This window comes from Agrobacterium vitis (assembly GCF_014926405.1).
Lineage (GTDB): Bacteria > Pseudomonadota > Alphaproteobacteria > Rhizobiales > Rhizobiaceae > Allorhizobium > Allorhizobium vitis_H.
Map to the genome: position 1 here is coordinate 111,916 of NZ_JACXXJ020000003.1, position 16,688 is coordinate 128,603.

Annotated in this window: 15 protein-coding genes and 1 pseudogene; 4 read left to right on the plus strand and 12 right to left on the minus strand. The window is 57.2% G+C overall.

The annotated features are described in order from the left end of the window. Positions 1-3 precede the first annotated feature (3 nt). Positions 4-396, plus strand: a complete 393-nt coding sequence (locus IEI95_RS02125; protein ID WP_012654468.1) for an acyl-CoA thioesterase — start codon at positions 4-6, stop codon at positions 394-396. 4 nt (positions 397-400) lie between these two features. Here the strand turns inward: IEI95_RS02125 and IEI95_RS02130 are convergent, their stop codons facing one another. The 7 genes and pseudogenes from IEI95_RS02130 to IEI95_RS02160 form a co-directional block, all read right to left on the minus strand. After that, positions 401-1,156, minus strand: a complete 756-nt coding sequence (locus tag IEI95_RS02130; protein ID WP_156533613.1) for a copper homeostasis protein CutC — start codon at positions 1,154-1,156, stop codon at positions 401-403. Between the two features lie 24 nt (positions 1,157-1,180). Continuing rightward, positions 1,181-2,389 (minus strand): MFS transporter, encoded by a 1,209-nt coding sequence (locus IEI95_RS02135; protein WP_156533612.1) that lies wholly within the window; start codon positions 2,387-2,389, stop codon positions 1,181-1,183. A gap of 109 nt (positions 2,390-2,498) precedes the next feature. Continuing rightward, the gene (locus IEI95_RS02140; protein ID WP_194415718.1) at positions 2,499-3,965 is read right to left on the minus strand and encodes a M81 family metallopeptidase; all 1,467 of its coding nucleotides are present in this window, start codon (positions 3,963-3,965) and stop codon (positions 2,499-2,501) included. 11 nt (positions 3,966-3,976) lie between these two features. Beyond that, positions 3,977-5,896 carry a beta-N-acetylhexosaminidase gene (locus tag IEI95_RS02145; protein ID WP_156533610.1) on the minus strand — a complete coding sequence of 640 codons (1,920 nt, stop codon included), beginning with the start codon at positions 5,894-5,896 and terminating at the stop codon, positions 3,977-3,979. A gap of 34 nt (positions 5,897-5,930) precedes the next feature. Further along, positions 5,931-6,708 (minus strand): annotated as a pseudogene (locus tag IEI95_RS02150) (SDR family oxidoreductase). Position 6,709: 1 nt separating this feature from the next. Beyond that, positions 6,710-7,573 carry a MurR/RpiR family transcriptional regulator gene (locus IEI95_RS02155; protein WP_156533608.1) on the minus strand — a complete coding sequence of 288 codons (864 nt, stop codon included), beginning with the start codon at positions 7,571-7,573 and terminating at the stop codon, positions 6,710-6,712. 19 nt (positions 7,574-7,592) lie between these two features. Next, positions 7,593-7,979 (minus strand): RidA family protein, encoded by a 387-nt coding sequence (locus tag IEI95_RS02160; protein ID WP_156533607.1) that lies wholly within the window; start codon positions 7,977-7,979, stop codon positions 7,593-7,595. A 112-nt stretch (positions 7,980-8,091) separates the two neighbouring features. Between IEI95_RS02160 and IEI95_RS02165 the strand changes: the two genes are divergently transcribed. The 3 genes from IEI95_RS02165 to IEI95_RS02175 are packed head-to-tail and all read left to right on the plus strand — an operon-like array spanning position 8,092 to position 11,206. Continuing rightward, on the plus strand, positions 8,092-8,583 hold the full coding sequence (locus IEI95_RS02165; protein WP_194415720.1) for a hypothetical protein: 492 nt from the start codon (positions 8,092-8,094) through the stop codon (positions 8,581-8,583). Positions 8,584-8,622: 39 nt separating this feature from the next. Then, complete coding sequence (locus IEI95_RS02170; RefSeq protein WP_194415722.1) at positions 8,623-10,104, plus strand: M81 family metallopeptidase; 1,482 nt, start codon at positions 8,623-8,625, stop codon at positions 10,102-10,104. A gap of 1 nt (position 10,105) precedes the next feature. Beyond that, the gene (locus tag IEI95_RS02175) at positions 10,106-11,206 is read left to right on the plus strand and encodes a D-TA family PLP-dependent enzyme (protein WP_156533605.1); all 1,101 of its coding nucleotides are present in this window, start codon (positions 10,106-10,108) and stop codon (positions 11,204-11,206) included. 18 nt (positions 11,207-11,224) lie between these two features. On the opposite strand, the gene IEI95_RS02180 is transcribed toward IEI95_RS02175, so the two are convergent. The 5 genes from IEI95_RS02180 to IEI95_RS02200 all read right to left on the minus strand — a co-directional run bounded on the left by IEI95_RS02180 (position 11,225) and on the right by IEI95_RS02200 (position 16,674). After that, positions 11,225-12,358, minus strand: coding sequence for a sn-glycerol-3-phosphate ABC transporter ATP-binding protein UgpC (locus tag IEI95_RS02180; RefSeq protein ID WP_194415724.1), 1,134 nt, complete (start codon positions 12,356-12,358; stop codon positions 11,225-11,227). Between the two features lie 103 nt (positions 12,359-12,461). After that, positions 12,462-13,664 carry an ABC transporter substrate-binding protein gene (locus IEI95_RS02185; protein ID WP_409364141.1) on the minus strand — a complete coding sequence of 401 codons (1,203 nt, stop codon included), beginning with the start codon at positions 13,662-13,664 and terminating at the stop codon, positions 12,462-12,464. A 77-nt stretch (positions 13,665-13,741) separates the two neighbouring features. Further along, a complete protein-coding gene (locus IEI95_RS02190; RefSeq protein WP_012654455.1) occupies positions 13,742-14,602 on the minus strand; it encodes a carbohydrate ABC transporter permease in 861 nt (286 codons plus the stop codon). Beyond that, positions 14,599-15,483, minus strand: coding sequence for a carbohydrate ABC transporter permease (locus IEI95_RS02195; protein WP_012654454.1), 885 nt, complete (start codon positions 15,481-15,483; stop codon positions 14,599-14,601). Before IEI95_RS02195 ends, IEI95_RS02190 begins: the two co-directional genes overlap by 4 nt. A 9-nt stretch (positions 15,484-15,492) precedes the next feature. Next, positions 15,493-16,674 (minus strand): Gfo/Idh/MocA family protein, encoded by a 1,182-nt coding sequence (locus IEI95_RS02200; protein WP_194415726.1) that lies wholly within the window; start codon positions 16,672-16,674, stop codon positions 15,493-15,495. Positions 16,675-16,688: the final 14 nt, after the last annotated feature.

The window sequence follows — 16,688 nt, forward strand, 5'->3', positions numbered from 1 at the left end:
ACAATGACTGAGATTGACGAGCCTCAGGGCGAATTGACATTACGCACACTTGCCATGCCAGCCGATACCAATCCCGCCGGAGATATTTTTGGTGGCTGGGTTTTGGCACAGATGGACGCAGCCGCTGGCATCCGCTCTTCCGAGCGTGCGAAAGGCCGCACGGTCACAGCAGCGGTCAAAGAAGTCAGCTTCAAGCGGCCGGTCAAGGTCGGCGATACCGTGTGCATCTACACATCCATCAGCCACGTCGGTCGCACCTCCATGACACTCTATGTCGAATGCTGGGTCCGCAGGCAGTTTACGCAGGAGCGCCAAAAGGTCACCGACGCCCATTTCATCATGGTGGCGCTGGACGAAAAAGGCGCGCCGCGCCAGGTAGAACCGGAAGCTGTATAACCCATCAGGGCAGAGTGCGGCAGTTTCCGATTGCCTCGGCAAGTCTGCGGACCACATCGCTGTCGGTTTGCATCTGCCCTGCCCTGGCAAAACCAAACTCGACCAGAACGGGATCAGCCTCAATCGGTACGCTGCAAGAGGCGTGAAACTCCCGCAGGCCTGCCTGCCAGAACGGCGCAATGCGATCAGGCCTCAACCCGCCACCGGGCATGATAATGATCCTGCCATCTGCGGCCTTTGAAAGCGATTTCAGTCGATCGAAACCGGCGACGACGGATTGCGCGCCACCGGACGTGAGAATTCGGCCAAATCCGAGCGCAATCGCCTGCTCCAGCGCTTCATCAAAGTCCGGCACGAGATCGAAAGCCCGGTGCAATGTCATGGCCAGGCAAGAAGCTGCCGCCGTAAGTTTGCCAAGCACCTCGAGGTCCAGCCGTCCATCAGGCAGAGACGCCCCAAGCACGACACCGGATAACCCTGCCTGCCGCGCGGCTTTGATATCCGCCACCATGACGGCGACCTCATCGGTTGAGAACACGAAACTGCCTGCCCGTGGCCGGATCATCGCAAAAACCGGAATGGGCGCCTGAGCGGCGCGCTGCATCAAACCTGATGTCGGCGTCAGCCCCCCGCAGTCAAGGGCAGCGCAAAGCTCGATCCGGTCTGCGCCACCGGAAATTGCCGCCTCCAGCCCCGCAACGGAATCGACGCAGACTTCCAGCAAACCGCTATCGTTCTTTTCTGGTTCACGTTCTGCCATGATGGTCTCTTCTCTGTATTCCGGTCATTGAGCGCCCCTGAAGGACCGTGGCTTTTCCAGCATTAGCAACAGCAAAATACCGCAAAAGCCAGCCAGGGCACCTAGCATTGCCGTGCCTGAATAATTGCTGACCCCGGTGCCGAATGCAAAGAGCAGCGAGTTCAATCCACCGCTCAAGAAGATATTCACCGCAATGAGCGAGCTACCAAGACCAGCGCGGTCGGCAATCAGGTTTTGCAGATAGGTAATCGGCACGCTGATGATCGCCGCCGCCCCGAAACCGGCAATGCCTGAGAGCAGATAGACATGTTCTGGCCGCGAGGCGAGTCCGAGGCCCAGCAGATAGACGCAATAGATCAGCGAACCGGCAACAAGCGTCGCCACACTGGAGGTTTTGCGCTCCACCCAGCCCCAGAACAGAATGAAGACGATTTCCAGAAAGGCGACGATACCGACGATAATACCGACATCGCCGGTCGTGCCATGTGCTGGCCCGGTCATGACAAGGGGCAGCACGACGCCGTTCATTTGCAGCATGGCGGTGATCAGCGCGATGGCGCCAAGCCGCAACAATAATCCTGGCGAAGCGATTTTCGACAAGGATGAAAAAAACGCCAGACTTGCGGAGGGTTCGGCCCGTGCCTCCGCCTTCGGCAACCAGACCAGAAACAGCAAGAAGCAGGCGAGTCCGCCAAGGCTGGCAAACAAAAAGGCAGGCAACATGCTTTTCTGACCTGCCAGAAAGAAACCGACCAGGCCGGGTACCAAGACCCAGGAGGCCGAGATAATTGCCCGCACCCCGGAATTGACTGCAATCAACTCACGAACCGGCATATCCTTTGATGCGGCCCGCACATTGGCAAATATCAGCGAATTCAACGCATTATAAACCGGCAGCAACACCAGCGCCGAGGCGACGAAAATGATCTGGTTCGGTTCGAGAAACACCACCCCATAACCGACCACGCCAAACAAGCTGACGATCACCATGGGCATGCGGAAATGCCCAAGCCTATCCGCCAATATCCCCACGGCAACGCTGGCGGCGACATTGACGCAGGACGCGATGAAAATCAGCAGCGAGTAATGTGCATTGCTCAATCCCAACTCGTGTATGCCGATGATCGACATATAGGGAGCCGTGGTCGCACCGGACAAGCCGAAGAAGAAAATCGCAATCGCGCTAATCCGGATACCCGGATTGGCGGCGATTATGGAGAGGACTGGCGGCATGAACGCGCTATCTTTGTAAAAACAAGCTGCCGCTGGCTTCACCGGCGGCACCTTTGAGGAATGAGATCGCTTATCTCTCGTTTAAAGTTTGCCTGGGGGTCTGACGGATTCAATATGAACCTGAACGATTATCGCTACCCGTCCACCGTGCTGAGGTCACCGCTTGCGGCTGGTAGTCGAAATCCTTGACGAAGGGATAGATCGGTTGTTTGCGGCGCTTGCTCGGCAAGGCTTCGATATCCTGGTTGATGACCCCATCGGTCAGCGCCATCAGGTTCGGATTGGAAATTGGCTGAAGCTCGGGAGAAAGATAGCCCGACTTTACCACCAGCAACCGCACCGTTTTCGGATCAATGCCATGCCGGGTGAAATCGGCGAGATTGTGGTAGGGCCTGCGCTTACTGGCGAGAATAAGGGTAATACCACCAATTTTGACGATGGCCTGGCGCTCCGTCGCCACACCCGGATCATCCAGTCGAAGCACCTCGCAATCAACCTCAACCGACGGGCTTGCCGGATCGAGTGATCCACCGACCTTCAGCGCCAATTTCGCCCCCACGCCCGCAGAAAAACAGGCATCGACGGCGGGCTTGTCGGTCATCCCGCCAATCACCGCCCCGTCGAAATCGCGGGCAATCAATGCCGCCAGGACATCGGCGCGGTCGCCAACTCCACCGCCGGTGGGGTTGTCGCCCGAGTCAGCGAGAATAATTGGCCGGGTCCGGGTCGTTTCGGCTATGTCGAGTATATCATTCAGTGCCCCCGTCACCGGACCGAACCGGAAGGCTTGGCGCGCCTCCCAGTAAGATCGGGCAATCTCTTCAGCCACCTTTTGCGCCTCGCTTCGATCCACACCAGTAACCACAGCACAGGCAGTGGCGCGGGGCTCGTCGGCCCAGACATAACCAACCATCAGATTAGTATCCCATATGCCTGAGCGCTGATCGTGCTTCGGCAATTGCGAATAAAGGCTTTTGGCTGGCTCGTCTTCAGTAGAGGTTCGTTCTCCGGGAAGAAGAACCGGCACAGGCGCCCAGGCGACACCGGGCGTCTCGCCAGTCCGCAGCGCCTTTACCAACATGTCCCAGGCCCGGACCATGGTTTCGCGCACATCGATATGCGGCGCGGTCCGGTAACCGGCGAAAATATCCAGCTGATCGATGATTTTCTGAGTAACATTGCCATGCAGATCGTAACTTGCCGCAACCGTGCAATCCGGTCCAACCACCGCGCGGGCAGCCGAAATCCAGTCACCCTCGGCATCGTCCATGCCCTCGACATTCATGGCGCCATGCATGGCGAGATAGAGCCCGTCCAGCGGCAGAACGGCCTGTAACCGTTCCAGGAACTCGGCCTTGAAAGTCTCATAAGTCTGGCGCGAAACTGGGCCGCCCGGGACGGCGCGGGCATGTAGCAAGGGAAAAGCTTTGAACCCATCCGCGCCAAGAAAGCTGAAATAATCGGCACCTAAGAGATCGTCACCGCGCAGCACGCGAAAATCCTCGATCTGCATCAAAACCGGCGATGACGTACTGCATTCCGTGTGAATGCCACCAACGGCAATTCGAAGTTCCATGTCCGATTTCCTTAAAAACGTGGCATCAGCGGTGCGAGAGCTGCAAACCGCAGCCAGTTCTTCTGATCCCTAGGGGTCCAGGCGGCCTCGGCAACAGCCGGCAGGCGCGGAAAGACCAGGTGGTTGAAGTAATCCCGGTTCAGGAAATGCTCCGACCAGATACAGGCCTGCACACCACACATCCTCGGCTTTAATTCCTCAGGAAATTCCGCGACGGCTTCATAGGTATAGGTATGGTGCGGCGGCACGGTGCCGGCCCAGCTGGCGCCCGGCTCCTGCCACGCCTCGTCCTGCACCATGTCGAGATAATAGGCCTGTCCGGGCGTCATCACCACATCATAGCCCTGCCGCGCCAGATCCAGCCCAACCTCCGGCTTCTGCCAGGCCATCAGGAGCGTTCCCTGCGGATCGACACCGCCACCGTGGGATACTTCGTCCCAACCGGCCAGTTTCTTGCCGCGGTCTTTCAACATCTGCTGAATGCGCTTCATGAAACGGCTTTGCAGCCCGAATGTGCCGTCAATGCCCTCCTGCTCCATCAGCTTTTTTGCCAATGGCGAGGCCATCCAGGTATTGGCCGCAACCTCATCACCACCGACATGCACGAGATCGGATGGAAAGAGAGTGGCCATCTCATCCAAGACCTTGCCGAGAAACACATAAGTCTGCTCAATGGCAGGGTTGAGCGCGTTATTCGGATAGCCTTGGACGGAGCGGTAGCTGTCAGGCGCTTCCTGGCCATCGACCAGTTCAGGCAAGGCCGTCAAGATCGCGGTGCTATGACCGGGAATATCGATCTCAGGCACGACCTCGACATACAGCAAGGCGGCGTGGGCGACGATGTGGCCAACATCCTCCTGGGTGTAAAAGCCGCCGACCGGCTCCGCGCCATTGCCAAGCTGCGGCAACATCGGCTCATCCGGGCCACGCAGCACACCAACTGTCGTGAGTTGCGGATAGGCCTTGATTTCCAACCGCCAAGCCTCGTCATCGGTCAGATGCCAGTGGAAAATATTCAGCTTCGTCCAGGCCATAATATCGATCAGCCGCAGCACGTCCTGCGTGGGATAAAATTGCCGGGACACATCCAGATGGCAGCCGCGCCAGCCATAACGCGGCGCATCCTTGATCTGGCCGGATACCGGAAACCTAAACTGCGCGGGGTCATGTCTTGCGCCATGCAGCATTTGCGCCAAGGCCGTCAGTCCATATTGCCGTCCCGCCTCATCGCCAAAGGACAGCGTAATCTCCTCGGCAAAATCGAGCCAATAGGCAGATGCGCCGAGCGCTGGATCATGGGCGAGTTTCAAGGCTTTGCCCTGATCGACCGGTGCCAGCGAAAAAGGAACATGGCCAACCGCAAACAGCCGCCGATAAAGCGCATTGACCCGCTCAATCGCCTGTAAGCCGGAAAGATCCGTACACTTGGCGGGATAGATCGCCACCGGAAAGCCATCGCCCGCCGCAAGGTTCGCCTCGACGGGCCAGGGCAGCAACGAAAAAGGCCTGCTGACCTCCCCCTTCGGCAACAGAACAGGGGCAGGCTTGCTCACCCGGCCTAGCAGCATCAGATCATCGACGGAGACGACGACATGACGTCCATCGGCAAGAGTCAAATAAGCTGATTTCGCACCATCCGTGCGATGGCGAGCGGGCCGCCAGAGGCCCTGAACCGTAAACCGCCAGCACCCTCCTGGCGCCAAAACCAGGCCTTCCGGTGGTGCAAACTGGTGAAAATTGGCGTTGCGCCGCAGGAAAACTGCGTTGTCGCAGACCGGGCCGTCCTTTACCCGCGTCAAGGCCGTATAGGCAAGCTTGAAACCGCTGACGGGCTCGGACGATAAGTTGTAGAGGGTGAAGACGAAACCACCGCCGTCATCGCCCTCGATAGGATGCCAAGCATTGTCCAGACGAAAAGCGACTTCAGTCATGACGGTTCCCCTTGAGGTCTGAATGGATGGAGGATCAATAATGCTCGGACTGTGAAAATGTCCGGGCAAGTTCACTTTGGCCTGCCGTCAACCCACAATCGACGGGAAGGCAGACGCCGGTAATGGCATCAGCCTGATCGCCAGCCAGAAAAAAACACCGCATTTGCAACATCCTGCGCCGTGGCGATCCGTTGCAAGGCATACCAACGCTTGGCCTCTTCGAACACGGCAGGATTGGCAGCGGCGCGCGCTTCCCAGGCCTGGGTGCGCACCGTGCCGGGCGCCACCGCATTGGCACGAATGCCGAATTTCCCATACTCCACCGCGATCAATCGGGTCAGATGGATCAGACCAGCCTTCGCCGCGCTATAGGCTGGATGGCCGAACACGGCCATCCCGTTGACCGAGGCAATGTTGATGACCGCGCCTTGTGATTGTTTCAGTTGATTTTCCAAAGCCCTGAAGGTCAGGAATGCGGCTTCCAGATTGAGCGTATTATCCTGGCGCCAGATGGCAGCATCGGTATCGTGCAGACTGACGGCCCTCGCGGCCCCGGCATTGTTGACGAGGGTCCTGGTAACCCCAAACTCCTGCACCGCAGATGCCAGAGCATTGATGCTGGCCTCGTCGGTGACGTCACAGACTAGCGGCAGGAAGTTTTCCGTACTGCCGAGGGTTTTCGCAGCCGCATTCACCGCGGTCTCATCAATATCGGCCAGCACCACCACATCGTGGCTTGCGGCCAGACGGCCGGCAATTGCCCGCCCGATATCACCGGCGGCACCTGTTACCACGGCCACGGATTTCGCCATCCTAGTCTCCCAGAATCTGACGGTCGTCGCCATCGCGATGTTCGACCAATTGTTGTTTGATGTGGCGCAGCGTCACCATGGAAAGCTTGCGATTGCGATAGGCAACCAGACTGGCGATAACATCGACCATGGCCAGATAGGCAAAGCGGGTCGAAGTCGGACGAAAGATATTATCGCCCTCCGGCAGATCGATACCAACAACCAGCTCGGCAGCCTTGGCGACAGCGCTGTCACTCTGGGTCAGGGCAATCGTGGTAATGCCATTATCACGAGCCAACTCGAAACAGCGTGCCAGTTCCAGATTGCGGCCAGAGAAGGATGATCCGACAATGATATCATTGCTGCGCGCCGCCGCCGTCAGCATCAACTGCATATGGTGATCGGTGCAAGCCGTAACCCGTGACCCCAGCCGAAACAGCCGGTTTTGCAATTCCGAAGCGATCATCGATGAATTGCCGCCAGACCCGAATGCATAGATCATTTCGGCGCGGGAAATCCGGTCCGCGACCTTTTCGATCATTGTTGAATCCAGCGAGCGATGCATCATGAAAAGCGCGTTCTGCGCCTTGGTGATGACGTCCTCGGCAACATCCTGTGGCTCGGTGCTTTTCGCTTCCGGGTTCAGGTAACGCACGCCGACATAGGCAGTCTTGGCCAGATTGACCTTGAAATCCGAAAAGCTCTGGCATCCAAGCCTGCGGCAAAAACGGGTCACCGTCGGCGGCGACACTTGCGCCCGCTCCGCCAGCTCGATGATCGATGCGCCGACGGCAAAATCCAGCTCGCTCAGGAGAATGTCGGCAATCCGCTGTTCGGAAGGCGAAAATTGCGCGCGATCTTCCTGTATGGTGGCAAAGATATCCATAAGCCCTCACAAACCAACCTTATTTGGTCGCCTTATAGGCTATGCAGTCGATCTCGACCTTGCAATCGACCATCATTGAGGCCTGCACGCAGGCGCGGGCTGGCGGATGTTCGCCGAAATAGCCCTGATAGATCTTGTTGAAGCTCCAGAAATCACGGGGATCATCAATCCAGACACCGCAGCGCACGATATGCTCCACGCCGTAGCCAGCCTCATGTAAAATGGCGATCAGGTTGCCAATCGCCTTATGGCTCTGCTCGACAATGCCACCCTGGATGATCTCGCCGTCCTCCATCGCCACCTGGCCGGAGACATGCAGCCAGCCATCGGCTTCAACTGCTCTGGCAAACGGCAGTTTCTGCCCGCCGGCACCTGCTTTTTCCGCGCCATACCGCTTGATCGTCATCTCGACCTCATGCAAATTATTTTCGTGATCAATTGACAATTCATCATAGAAAACCGATTTTGCCTAGAGATTTTCATAGAAGATGAAAATAATTTAGACAAAGGTGGCTGAGATGCGCGATCCCTTCAAAAACCCCTTCCCGGAAACCGATACTGCGCGCCAAGCAATCTGGGAGATGCTGGTGCCCCGCGACATCGATGCTTTTCTGGCCGCAGACTGGTCGATGGTGGAAGGTGATTTCGTCGAGGACGGCTTCATCGGCATCAACGGCAATCGCGATCCCAATCCGAATCATTGGCGTCTGACTTTCCCGAATCTCGCGGCCTATCGCGACGAGTGGCTGCGTCAGGCCAAGGATTTTGCCGGTCAGAGCCATGGTGAAGATCCGCGCACGGCGATTTTCTTTACCACCACGCTGGAAGAAATCGAAATCGAAGGCGAGACGGCTTTGGTGCGCAAGAAATTCGACGGCGGCATCAAAAAAGCCGATGGCGGTTTCGACACCATGCGGTGGCAAACGCTCTATTATTGCCGCCTGCACGAAGGCCGGTGGAAAATTTCAGGCTTTACCGGTTATTTGCCCAACCCGATGGGCGTAGTCTGAGAAATATTCGTTCCATCAACCGTGATTGGAGGCCACTCCGTGCGCATTTTTACAGCCGCCTTTGCAACGGAAACCAACACGTTCTCGCCGATCTGCATCGACCGGCGCGCTTTCGAGGCTTCCCTTTACGCGCCACCTGGGCAGCACCCGGCAACTCCGACCCTCTGCACCGCGCCAATCACCGTTGGCCGGGAGGTATGCAGGGAAAAAGGCTGGGTGCTGATTGAAGGCACCGCGACCTGGGCCGATCCGGCCGGGCTCGTCAATCGGCAGACCTATGAGAGCCTGCGCGACGAAATCCTCGATCAGTTGACGGCAGCACTTCCCGTCAATGCCGTCGTACTCGGCCTGCACGGCGCCATGGTGGCGGATGGCTATCTCGACCCGGAAGGTGATTTCCTGAGCCGCATTCGCGCCATTATCGGCCCGGATGTGCTGCTTGCCGCAGAACTGGACCCGCATAGCCATCTGACAGCAAAGCGGGTTGAGGCGGCGGATGTGTTCGTTGTCTTCAAGGAATTTCCCCATACCGATTTTGTTGACCGCGCCCATGATCTCTGGCGGATCGTCGTCGACACACTGGAAGGCCGCATCACCCCCGTCATGTCGGTCTTTGACTGCCGGATGATCGATGTCTTTCCCACCTCGCGCCAGCCAATGCGCGCTTTTGTGGACAAAATGATGCAGATCGAACAGGACGATCCCGATGTCCTGTCGCTCTCGGTTATTCACGGCTTCATGGCCGGAGACGTGCCGGAAATGGGTACGAAAACCATCGCCATCACCAATAGCAAGGTGGAAAAAGGCCAGATGCTGGCCCGCACCCTTGGTCTTGAACTGTTCGAAAAACGCGGCACGTTCATGATGCCGCAGATTGATGAAAAACAGGCCGTGGCCGAGGCGCTCGCAAATCCGGCCGGGCCTGTCGTGATTGCCGACATGTGGGACAATCCCGGCGGCGGTACGGCTGGCGATGCGACTGTCCTGCTTGAGGAACTTCTCGCGCGGAGTGCAACCAATACAGCGGTCGGGATGATCTGGGACCCGATTGCCGTGCAGATCTGCATGGCGGCTGGCGAAGGGGCGGAAATCCAGCTGCGCTTTGGTGCGAAATCCGCGCCAGGAACCGGCAATCCTGTCGATGGCTTGGTAAAGGTGGTGAAGGTCGTACCCAATGCCGAAATGCAGTTTGGCGAAAGTGTCGCGCCGTTTGGCGACGCCGCTCATATCCACCTAGACGGTATCGATATCGTGCTGAGTTCCGTTCGGGTGCAAAGCTACGACCCTTCGCTGTTTACAGTGCTGGGTATCGATCCCACGTCCAAACATATCCTTGCGATCAAATCCACCAATCATTTCTATGCGGCTTTTTCGAAGATCGCCTCTGACATCCTTTACTGTTCAGCGGGATCGCCTTATCCCAATAATCCGGCTACCAACCCTTATCGGCGGGTTCGCCGCGACATCTGGCCGATCAGCGCCGATCCTTTCAACCTTGTCCAGGACACGGAGACTGCCTGAGATGGACCGCCCAATTGACATTCCTGGTCCAAAACCCGGCGATCCAGTTCTCTCGCTGTCAACACCGCTGCCGTTAATCGACGAGGATCGGCTTGCTGCCAATATCGCCCGGGTGCAATCCTATATGGATGTCCACGGCTTAGCCTTTCGCCCGCATATCAAGACCCACAAGATTCCACCCCTCGCCCGCCAGCAGCAGGAGGCCGGTGCGACCGGCATCAATTGCCAGAAAATTACCGAGGCGGAGGTGTTTGCCGGTGCCGGGTTCGAGGACATATTGATTACTTTCAATATACTCGGCCCTGAAAAGCTCGTGAGGCTCGCCGCTCTGAATGAGCAGATATCCGGCCTGAAGGTGGTAGCCGACAGCATCGTTACCGTGGAAGGCCTTTCAAACTATTTTGCAGATCGCAAACCTTTGACCGTATTGGTGGAATGCGACACCGGGGGAGGACGCTGCGGGGTGCAGACACCAGCAGACGCCGTTGGCCTGGCGCAAGCGATTTCCGCCAGCAAAGGCCTACGGTTCGGTGGGGTGATGACCTATCCCAAGGCCCACACAGAGCAGGCAGTCGAAAGCTTTTTTGCCCAAACCCTTGCAAGCCTTGCGTCCCTCAACATTGCCTGTCCGATTGTGTCAAATGGCGGAACGCCTAGCTTGTTTTCCGCCCATCTTGTGCCATCAGCCACCGAGCATCGCGCTGGAACCTATATCTATAGCGACCGGAGCATGGCGAAGGCTGGACACGGCACGCTTGAAGATTGCGCCATGCATATTCTCGCCACGGTCGTCTCGCGCCCGACACCGGATCGTGCCATTCTGGATGCTGGCTCTAAAGCGCTGACATCCGACCTGCTCGGCTTTAGCGACTACGGCCTAATCGTTGACTATCCGGATGCTGTCATCACCGGCCTGTCCGAAGAACACGGCACCGTCGATCTATCGAAGATTACCGGCAGACGGCCCGAGATCGGCGAAAAAGTGCGGATCATTCCCAACCACACCTGCGTCGTATCAAACCTGTTCCACATCATGACGTTTCACCGGGATGGTGTGGTCACGCGGGTGGAACAAGTGGCGGCGCGCGGCCTGGTTTGGTAGCCGCGTTTCCGCCTATTCTTAATCCTGAACCGCCTTCAACGCATCCGGCAGCGTTTCCGCCTGCCAGTTGATATGGCGTTCCAGCGCCTCACCATCAGCGTCGAACAGATGGCAATCACTAGCCTTGATCGTCGTTGTCATGGGCTGGTCTGGCTGAACGGGTGCAGAGCCGGGGAAGACCGCACAATAAGGTTCACCATTCGCCAGAGACGCATAGGCGATTGTGCTGGCACCGAGCCGCTCAACGACACTGGGTGTCACAGTGATGGAAAAATCACCTTTGCCGAGCGCCAGATGTTCTGGGCGAATGCCAAGGGTCAGCTCCTGACCCAGCATATCGGGACGTCCGGTAACAGGAACCGTCACCATCCGGCCTTCATAGGCAACGGTAACTCCGTTGGGTCCAACGCCCTTGCAGGAAACCGGCACGAAATTCATCTTCGGATTGCCGATAAAACCGGCAACAAACAGGTTTTGCGGTTTGTGGTAAAGCTCCAGCGGTGCCCCTACCTGGGCAATATGACCACCATGCAACACGACGATTCGGTCAGCCATGGTCATCGCTTCGATCTGGTCGTGGGTGACGTAGATCATCGTTGCCTTCAACTGCCGGTGCAGCCGGGTCAGTTCGATGCGCATATCGGCACGTAAGGCGGCGTCGAGGTTGGAAAGCGGTTCATCGAACAGGAAAATCTTCGGCTCGCGCACGATGGCCCGGCCAATCGCCACCCGCTGCCGCTGTCCGCCGGAAAGCTGACCCGGTTTCTGTTGCAAGCGCTGGTCTAGCTGCAAAACCTTAGCCACTGCGTCGATCTTTTCACGGATATGCGCTTCGGGCATTTTCTCGACCCGCAACGGAAAAGCGATATTTTCAAACACCGTCATGTGCGGATAGAGCGCATAGGACTGGAACACCATGGCAATGCCGCGCTCAACCGGCGGCAGCGCATTGACCCGAGCTCCATCGATGACGATATCGCCGCTGGTCGTATCGTCCAGTCCGGCGATCATCCGAAGCAGCGTGGACTTGCCACAGCCGGATGGGCCGACGAAGACCATGAATTCGCCGTCCTTGATGTCGAGCGAGACGCCCTTGATGACATCGAAATGGCCAAAGGATTTGACGACTTTGTTGAGATAAAGCTGGCCCACCGCGCTGCGTCTCCATACCAACCGGTGGCCAAACGGCGACCGGCGAAATTCCAAACAAAAACCGGCTGCGAACCCGTATGATCCGCAGCCGGAGCCCCGATGTTTACTTGTACTGGTCGATAGCAGCCGACGCCTTCTTCAAGGCCTCAGCAGGCTCGGCCTTACCCGTGACGACAGACTGGACCATTTCGATCATCACATTCTGGAAACCCTTGTAATCCTTGAACAAAGGCTCAGGACCACCGAAGGCGATACCATCAATGAACGGCTTCCAGTAAGGCTTATCCTTGATCAACTGCTCAACCTTAGCGGAAGGACGAAGCGGCGTCAGGCCGGAATCGGTCGTCAGTTCGTATTCTTCCTGCGGTTCTGGCGAGGTAATGTATTTGGCAAATTCCGTTGCCTTGTCCTCGACACCGGACCCCTTGAAGATCGCCAGGCTATCGGTGATCAACAGCGTGCCGGGACCCTTGGCCGAAGGACCAAGCGGCAACGTGGTAACACCCCAGTGGATATCGGTCTTCAGCAGGCGATAGGCCGCACCCGTGCTATTCTGGATCATCCCGGCCTTGCCGTCGAGAAAGATGGCCCGGATTTCATTCTGCTCGTAGGCAGTTGCCCCTTCAACCGAATAGGGAGCAATGTCCTTATAGGCCTGAAGCGCAGCCAGCACTTCTGGGCTGTCCATGACGATCTTGCCGTCCTTGTCCATCACCTGACCGTTATTGGTGTAAACCCAGTGCATGAACTGGTGCATGGTGTTGTCGAAGGTCTTGGCAGGCATGCCGTAACCGGCAATACCGGTCTTTTCCTTGATCTGCTTGGCAAAGGCAATTTCTTCAGCCCAGGTCTTTGGTGGGGTTTCCGGATCAAGACCGGCCTTCTTGAACAGGTCCTTGTTCCAGAACAGCGCCTTGGTGGAGAAGGCAATCGGCACGCCCCACTGCGTATCGTCGAAAGTTACGGTATCGACGATGTTCGGATAATAGCTCTTCTTTTCGGCATCCGTCATCGGCACCTTGACGATCAGGTCGTTCTCGGCGAACTCCTTCAACGTGCGCGAACCGACATAGGCCATGGCGACAGGCGTCCCGGCGGCAGCCAAGGTGGTTGCCTTATCCTGGCACTGTTCCCAGCCGACCACTTCCGGCGCAATCTTCCAGCCCGGATTTTTGCCTTCCCAGACCTTGATATATTTCTCATGGATCGGGTCGATCTTGTCGCCACAATAGATCCAGCTGATTTCCTTATCCGCCGCAAAACTCGACAGAGCCGAGCTTGCCAGCAGCGCCAGCGCGCCCGCCATGATGGTCAAAGTGTTTTTCATCGATGGTTCCCCTTTGTTGACATTAAACGTGTCTTGGTTGTTTCGAAACCGGCTGCCTACTTGACTGCACCCGCCGTCAGGCCACTGACCAGATAGCGTTGCAGGAAGAAGATCATGATCATCGCCGGCGCAATACCGACGAAGCTTGCGGCCATAAGCTCGTTCCAGATCACTTCCTGACGACCGAAATAGGCAAACAGGCCAATCGGCAACGGCATGTATTCCGTCTTCGAGTTGAAGGTCAGCGCGAAGATGAAATGCTGCGCATAGGCGGTAATGAAGGTGGTGATGCCGACAACGGCAATACCCGGCATGGCAAGCGGCAGAACCACGCGCCGGAACGTATAGAAATAGCTGGCGCCATCCACATAAGCCGCTTCCTCAAGCTCCCGTGGAATCCGCATCATATAGGTTCTCAGCAACCAGATGGCGGTCGGGATAAGGAAGGCGATCAGCGGCACGATCAGCGCGAAATAGGTGTTCAGCATTCCCGAAATCCGCATCAGCCGAAAGATCGGAATGAGCAGAACCGCGCCTGAAAACATGTTGACGGCAAGGAACGTACCCAGCAATACGCCCCTGCCCCGGAATTCGAAACGGGCAAAGGCGTAAGCTGCCGGGACGACGAGCAGTAGAACCACCACCGTTGCCGTGATCGAGATGAAGAAGGAATTGAAGATATAGCGGCCAAAGCCCGGAACATGGTCCCACATGGTTCGGTAGGCTTCAAACGAGCCATTCTCCGGCCAAAACCTGTAGGGCGACGAAAACAGCTGGCTGAGTGGCTTCAGTGACACCAGGAACCCTTCCACGAAAGGTGCCAGCACGAAGGTGAGAAACACCGCGACACCGCAATAGATGCCGATGATTTCATACCATTTATAGCGATTGATCATCGCCTGCCTGTTAGTGCTCATCGGGAATGCTCCTGCGAAAGACGGCTGGTGACGCGGAAGTAGAAATAGCTGAAGATCGACAGGAAGATGCAGATCAGCACGGCGCGCGCCGCCCCTTCACCGTATTTGTACGACCCGATCGCCGTCTTGTAGGTATCGATGATCATCGTCGTCGTGCCGCCGCTTGGGCCGCCACGGGTCAATATCCAGATGATATCGAAGGAATTGAAGGTCGAGATCAGCGAAATCATCGACATGGTAATCATCGCCGGCATCAGCAGCGGCAGGGTGATGCGGCGGAACCGGTAAAACCGCCCGGCCCCATCCGTCCAGGCCGCCTCGTGCAGATCCTGCGGGATCGCTTGCATCGCCGCCAGCAGATAAAGCGTCACCATTGGCACGCCAATCCATACATCGGTGAAAATTGTTGCCCAGAACGCCGTCGATCCATACGCGAGGAAGGCAACCGGGCCATCGACCAGACCAACACGTTGCAACATGCCGGAAATCATCCCGAACTGGCCGTTATACATCCAGCCCCACATGAAAATGCCAATCGCCATCGGCACGATCCAGGGCGGCATGGTCAGGATGCGAAACAAGGTTCGCCCCGGCACAGCGGTGTTCAGAAGCGTCGCGCCGAACGTGCCGATAATCATCTTGAACAGCACGGAAAAAAACGTCCACACGAAGGTGCGGATAATGACATCCGCGAAGGTGGCGTTGAAGATCTTGTTGTAATTATCCCAGCCAACCCAGTTCGTCACCCGTTTCAACGACGCATCGGTGAAGGACAGAATGAAGGTATCGACCAGCGGATAAGCAACGATGATCGCGATATAGATGGTTGCCGGCAACAGCAGGCACCAGGCGAAGAAAACGGCTCTGCGTTTCGCCTCCATGACCATCCCCTATGCCGACTTAGACGCGGCGGCGGACGCCTCGCCATGCAGGCAGGCATCGTAACGCGCCCAGACAGGCGCCAAATCCACCACTTTACGCTCGGCCCGCGCCTGATCCAGCGCCAGGGCCAGAATGCCCGCCTCAATGGCGTCGAGAGCCGAAACCGGTTGCTTCGCTCCGGTTTCGATAAAGGCCAGCACGTCGGCTGCCATTTGTTCGTCGGCACCGTAATGCTGCGACTTCTCGGACGGCGCGCTATAGGTCTTGGCAATGACCTTGTCATTGTTACGGGCATTGTGGACATCGAGGAAGCCACGCACGAAATCACCCTCAGCCATGCCTTTCGAGCCGATCACGCAGAACCGGCGAAACTGATCGGGCACATTGAGGTTGGTGTGAAACGTCATTGCCACGCCATTCTCATATTCGATGATCGCGGTCTGATAATCGATAATGTCGGCATCGCTATCAAAGACCTTGTCGGAGCCCAGCCAACCGCTTGGTTTGCGGTGATAGACTTCCATGTCGTTGACGCCATCCTGCTCCGGCGCATTTTCCGGAATGAAGCTCTTGCGACCACCAAAACTCGCAACGAAACGCGGCCGCGCACCGACAACATCGTTGTAAAGATCAAGGTCGTGGCAGCATTTCTCCAGCATGAAGCCGCCGGTATAGCGCCCATAACGGCGCCAATCGCGCATGAAGAACGCGCCATGATAAGGCTCGATATGCTCCGAAGCCTCAATGGAGACGACATTGCCAAGCAGGCCATCCGCCTGCGCCTGACGCAAATCGCGGTAGAGCGGCGAATAGCGAAGAACAAGACCAACCAACAAGCGGTCATGACCATAGGCATGCAGAAGCGAGGCGAGTTCGAGGCTTTCCTCGATGGAAATCACGATCGGCTTTTCGGTAAAGACTGTCAGTCCGGCTTCAAGTCCTAACCGGATATGCTGGATATGCAGGTGATTGGGCGAACCGATCATCAGCAGATCGAAGCCGCCCCCGGCAATCAGCTGTTCCGGTGTTTCATATGCTTTGCCTGGCGATACACCCGCCTCGACCAATCCAGGCAGGCCTGCCGGATCAGGATCGACATAGCCGACAATCTCGAAAGACGGATCGATCTCACTGAGCACCCGACCGAGATAACCAAGCCGGAAACCAAGCCCGATAATGGCGACTTTCATGCTGGAACTTTCCC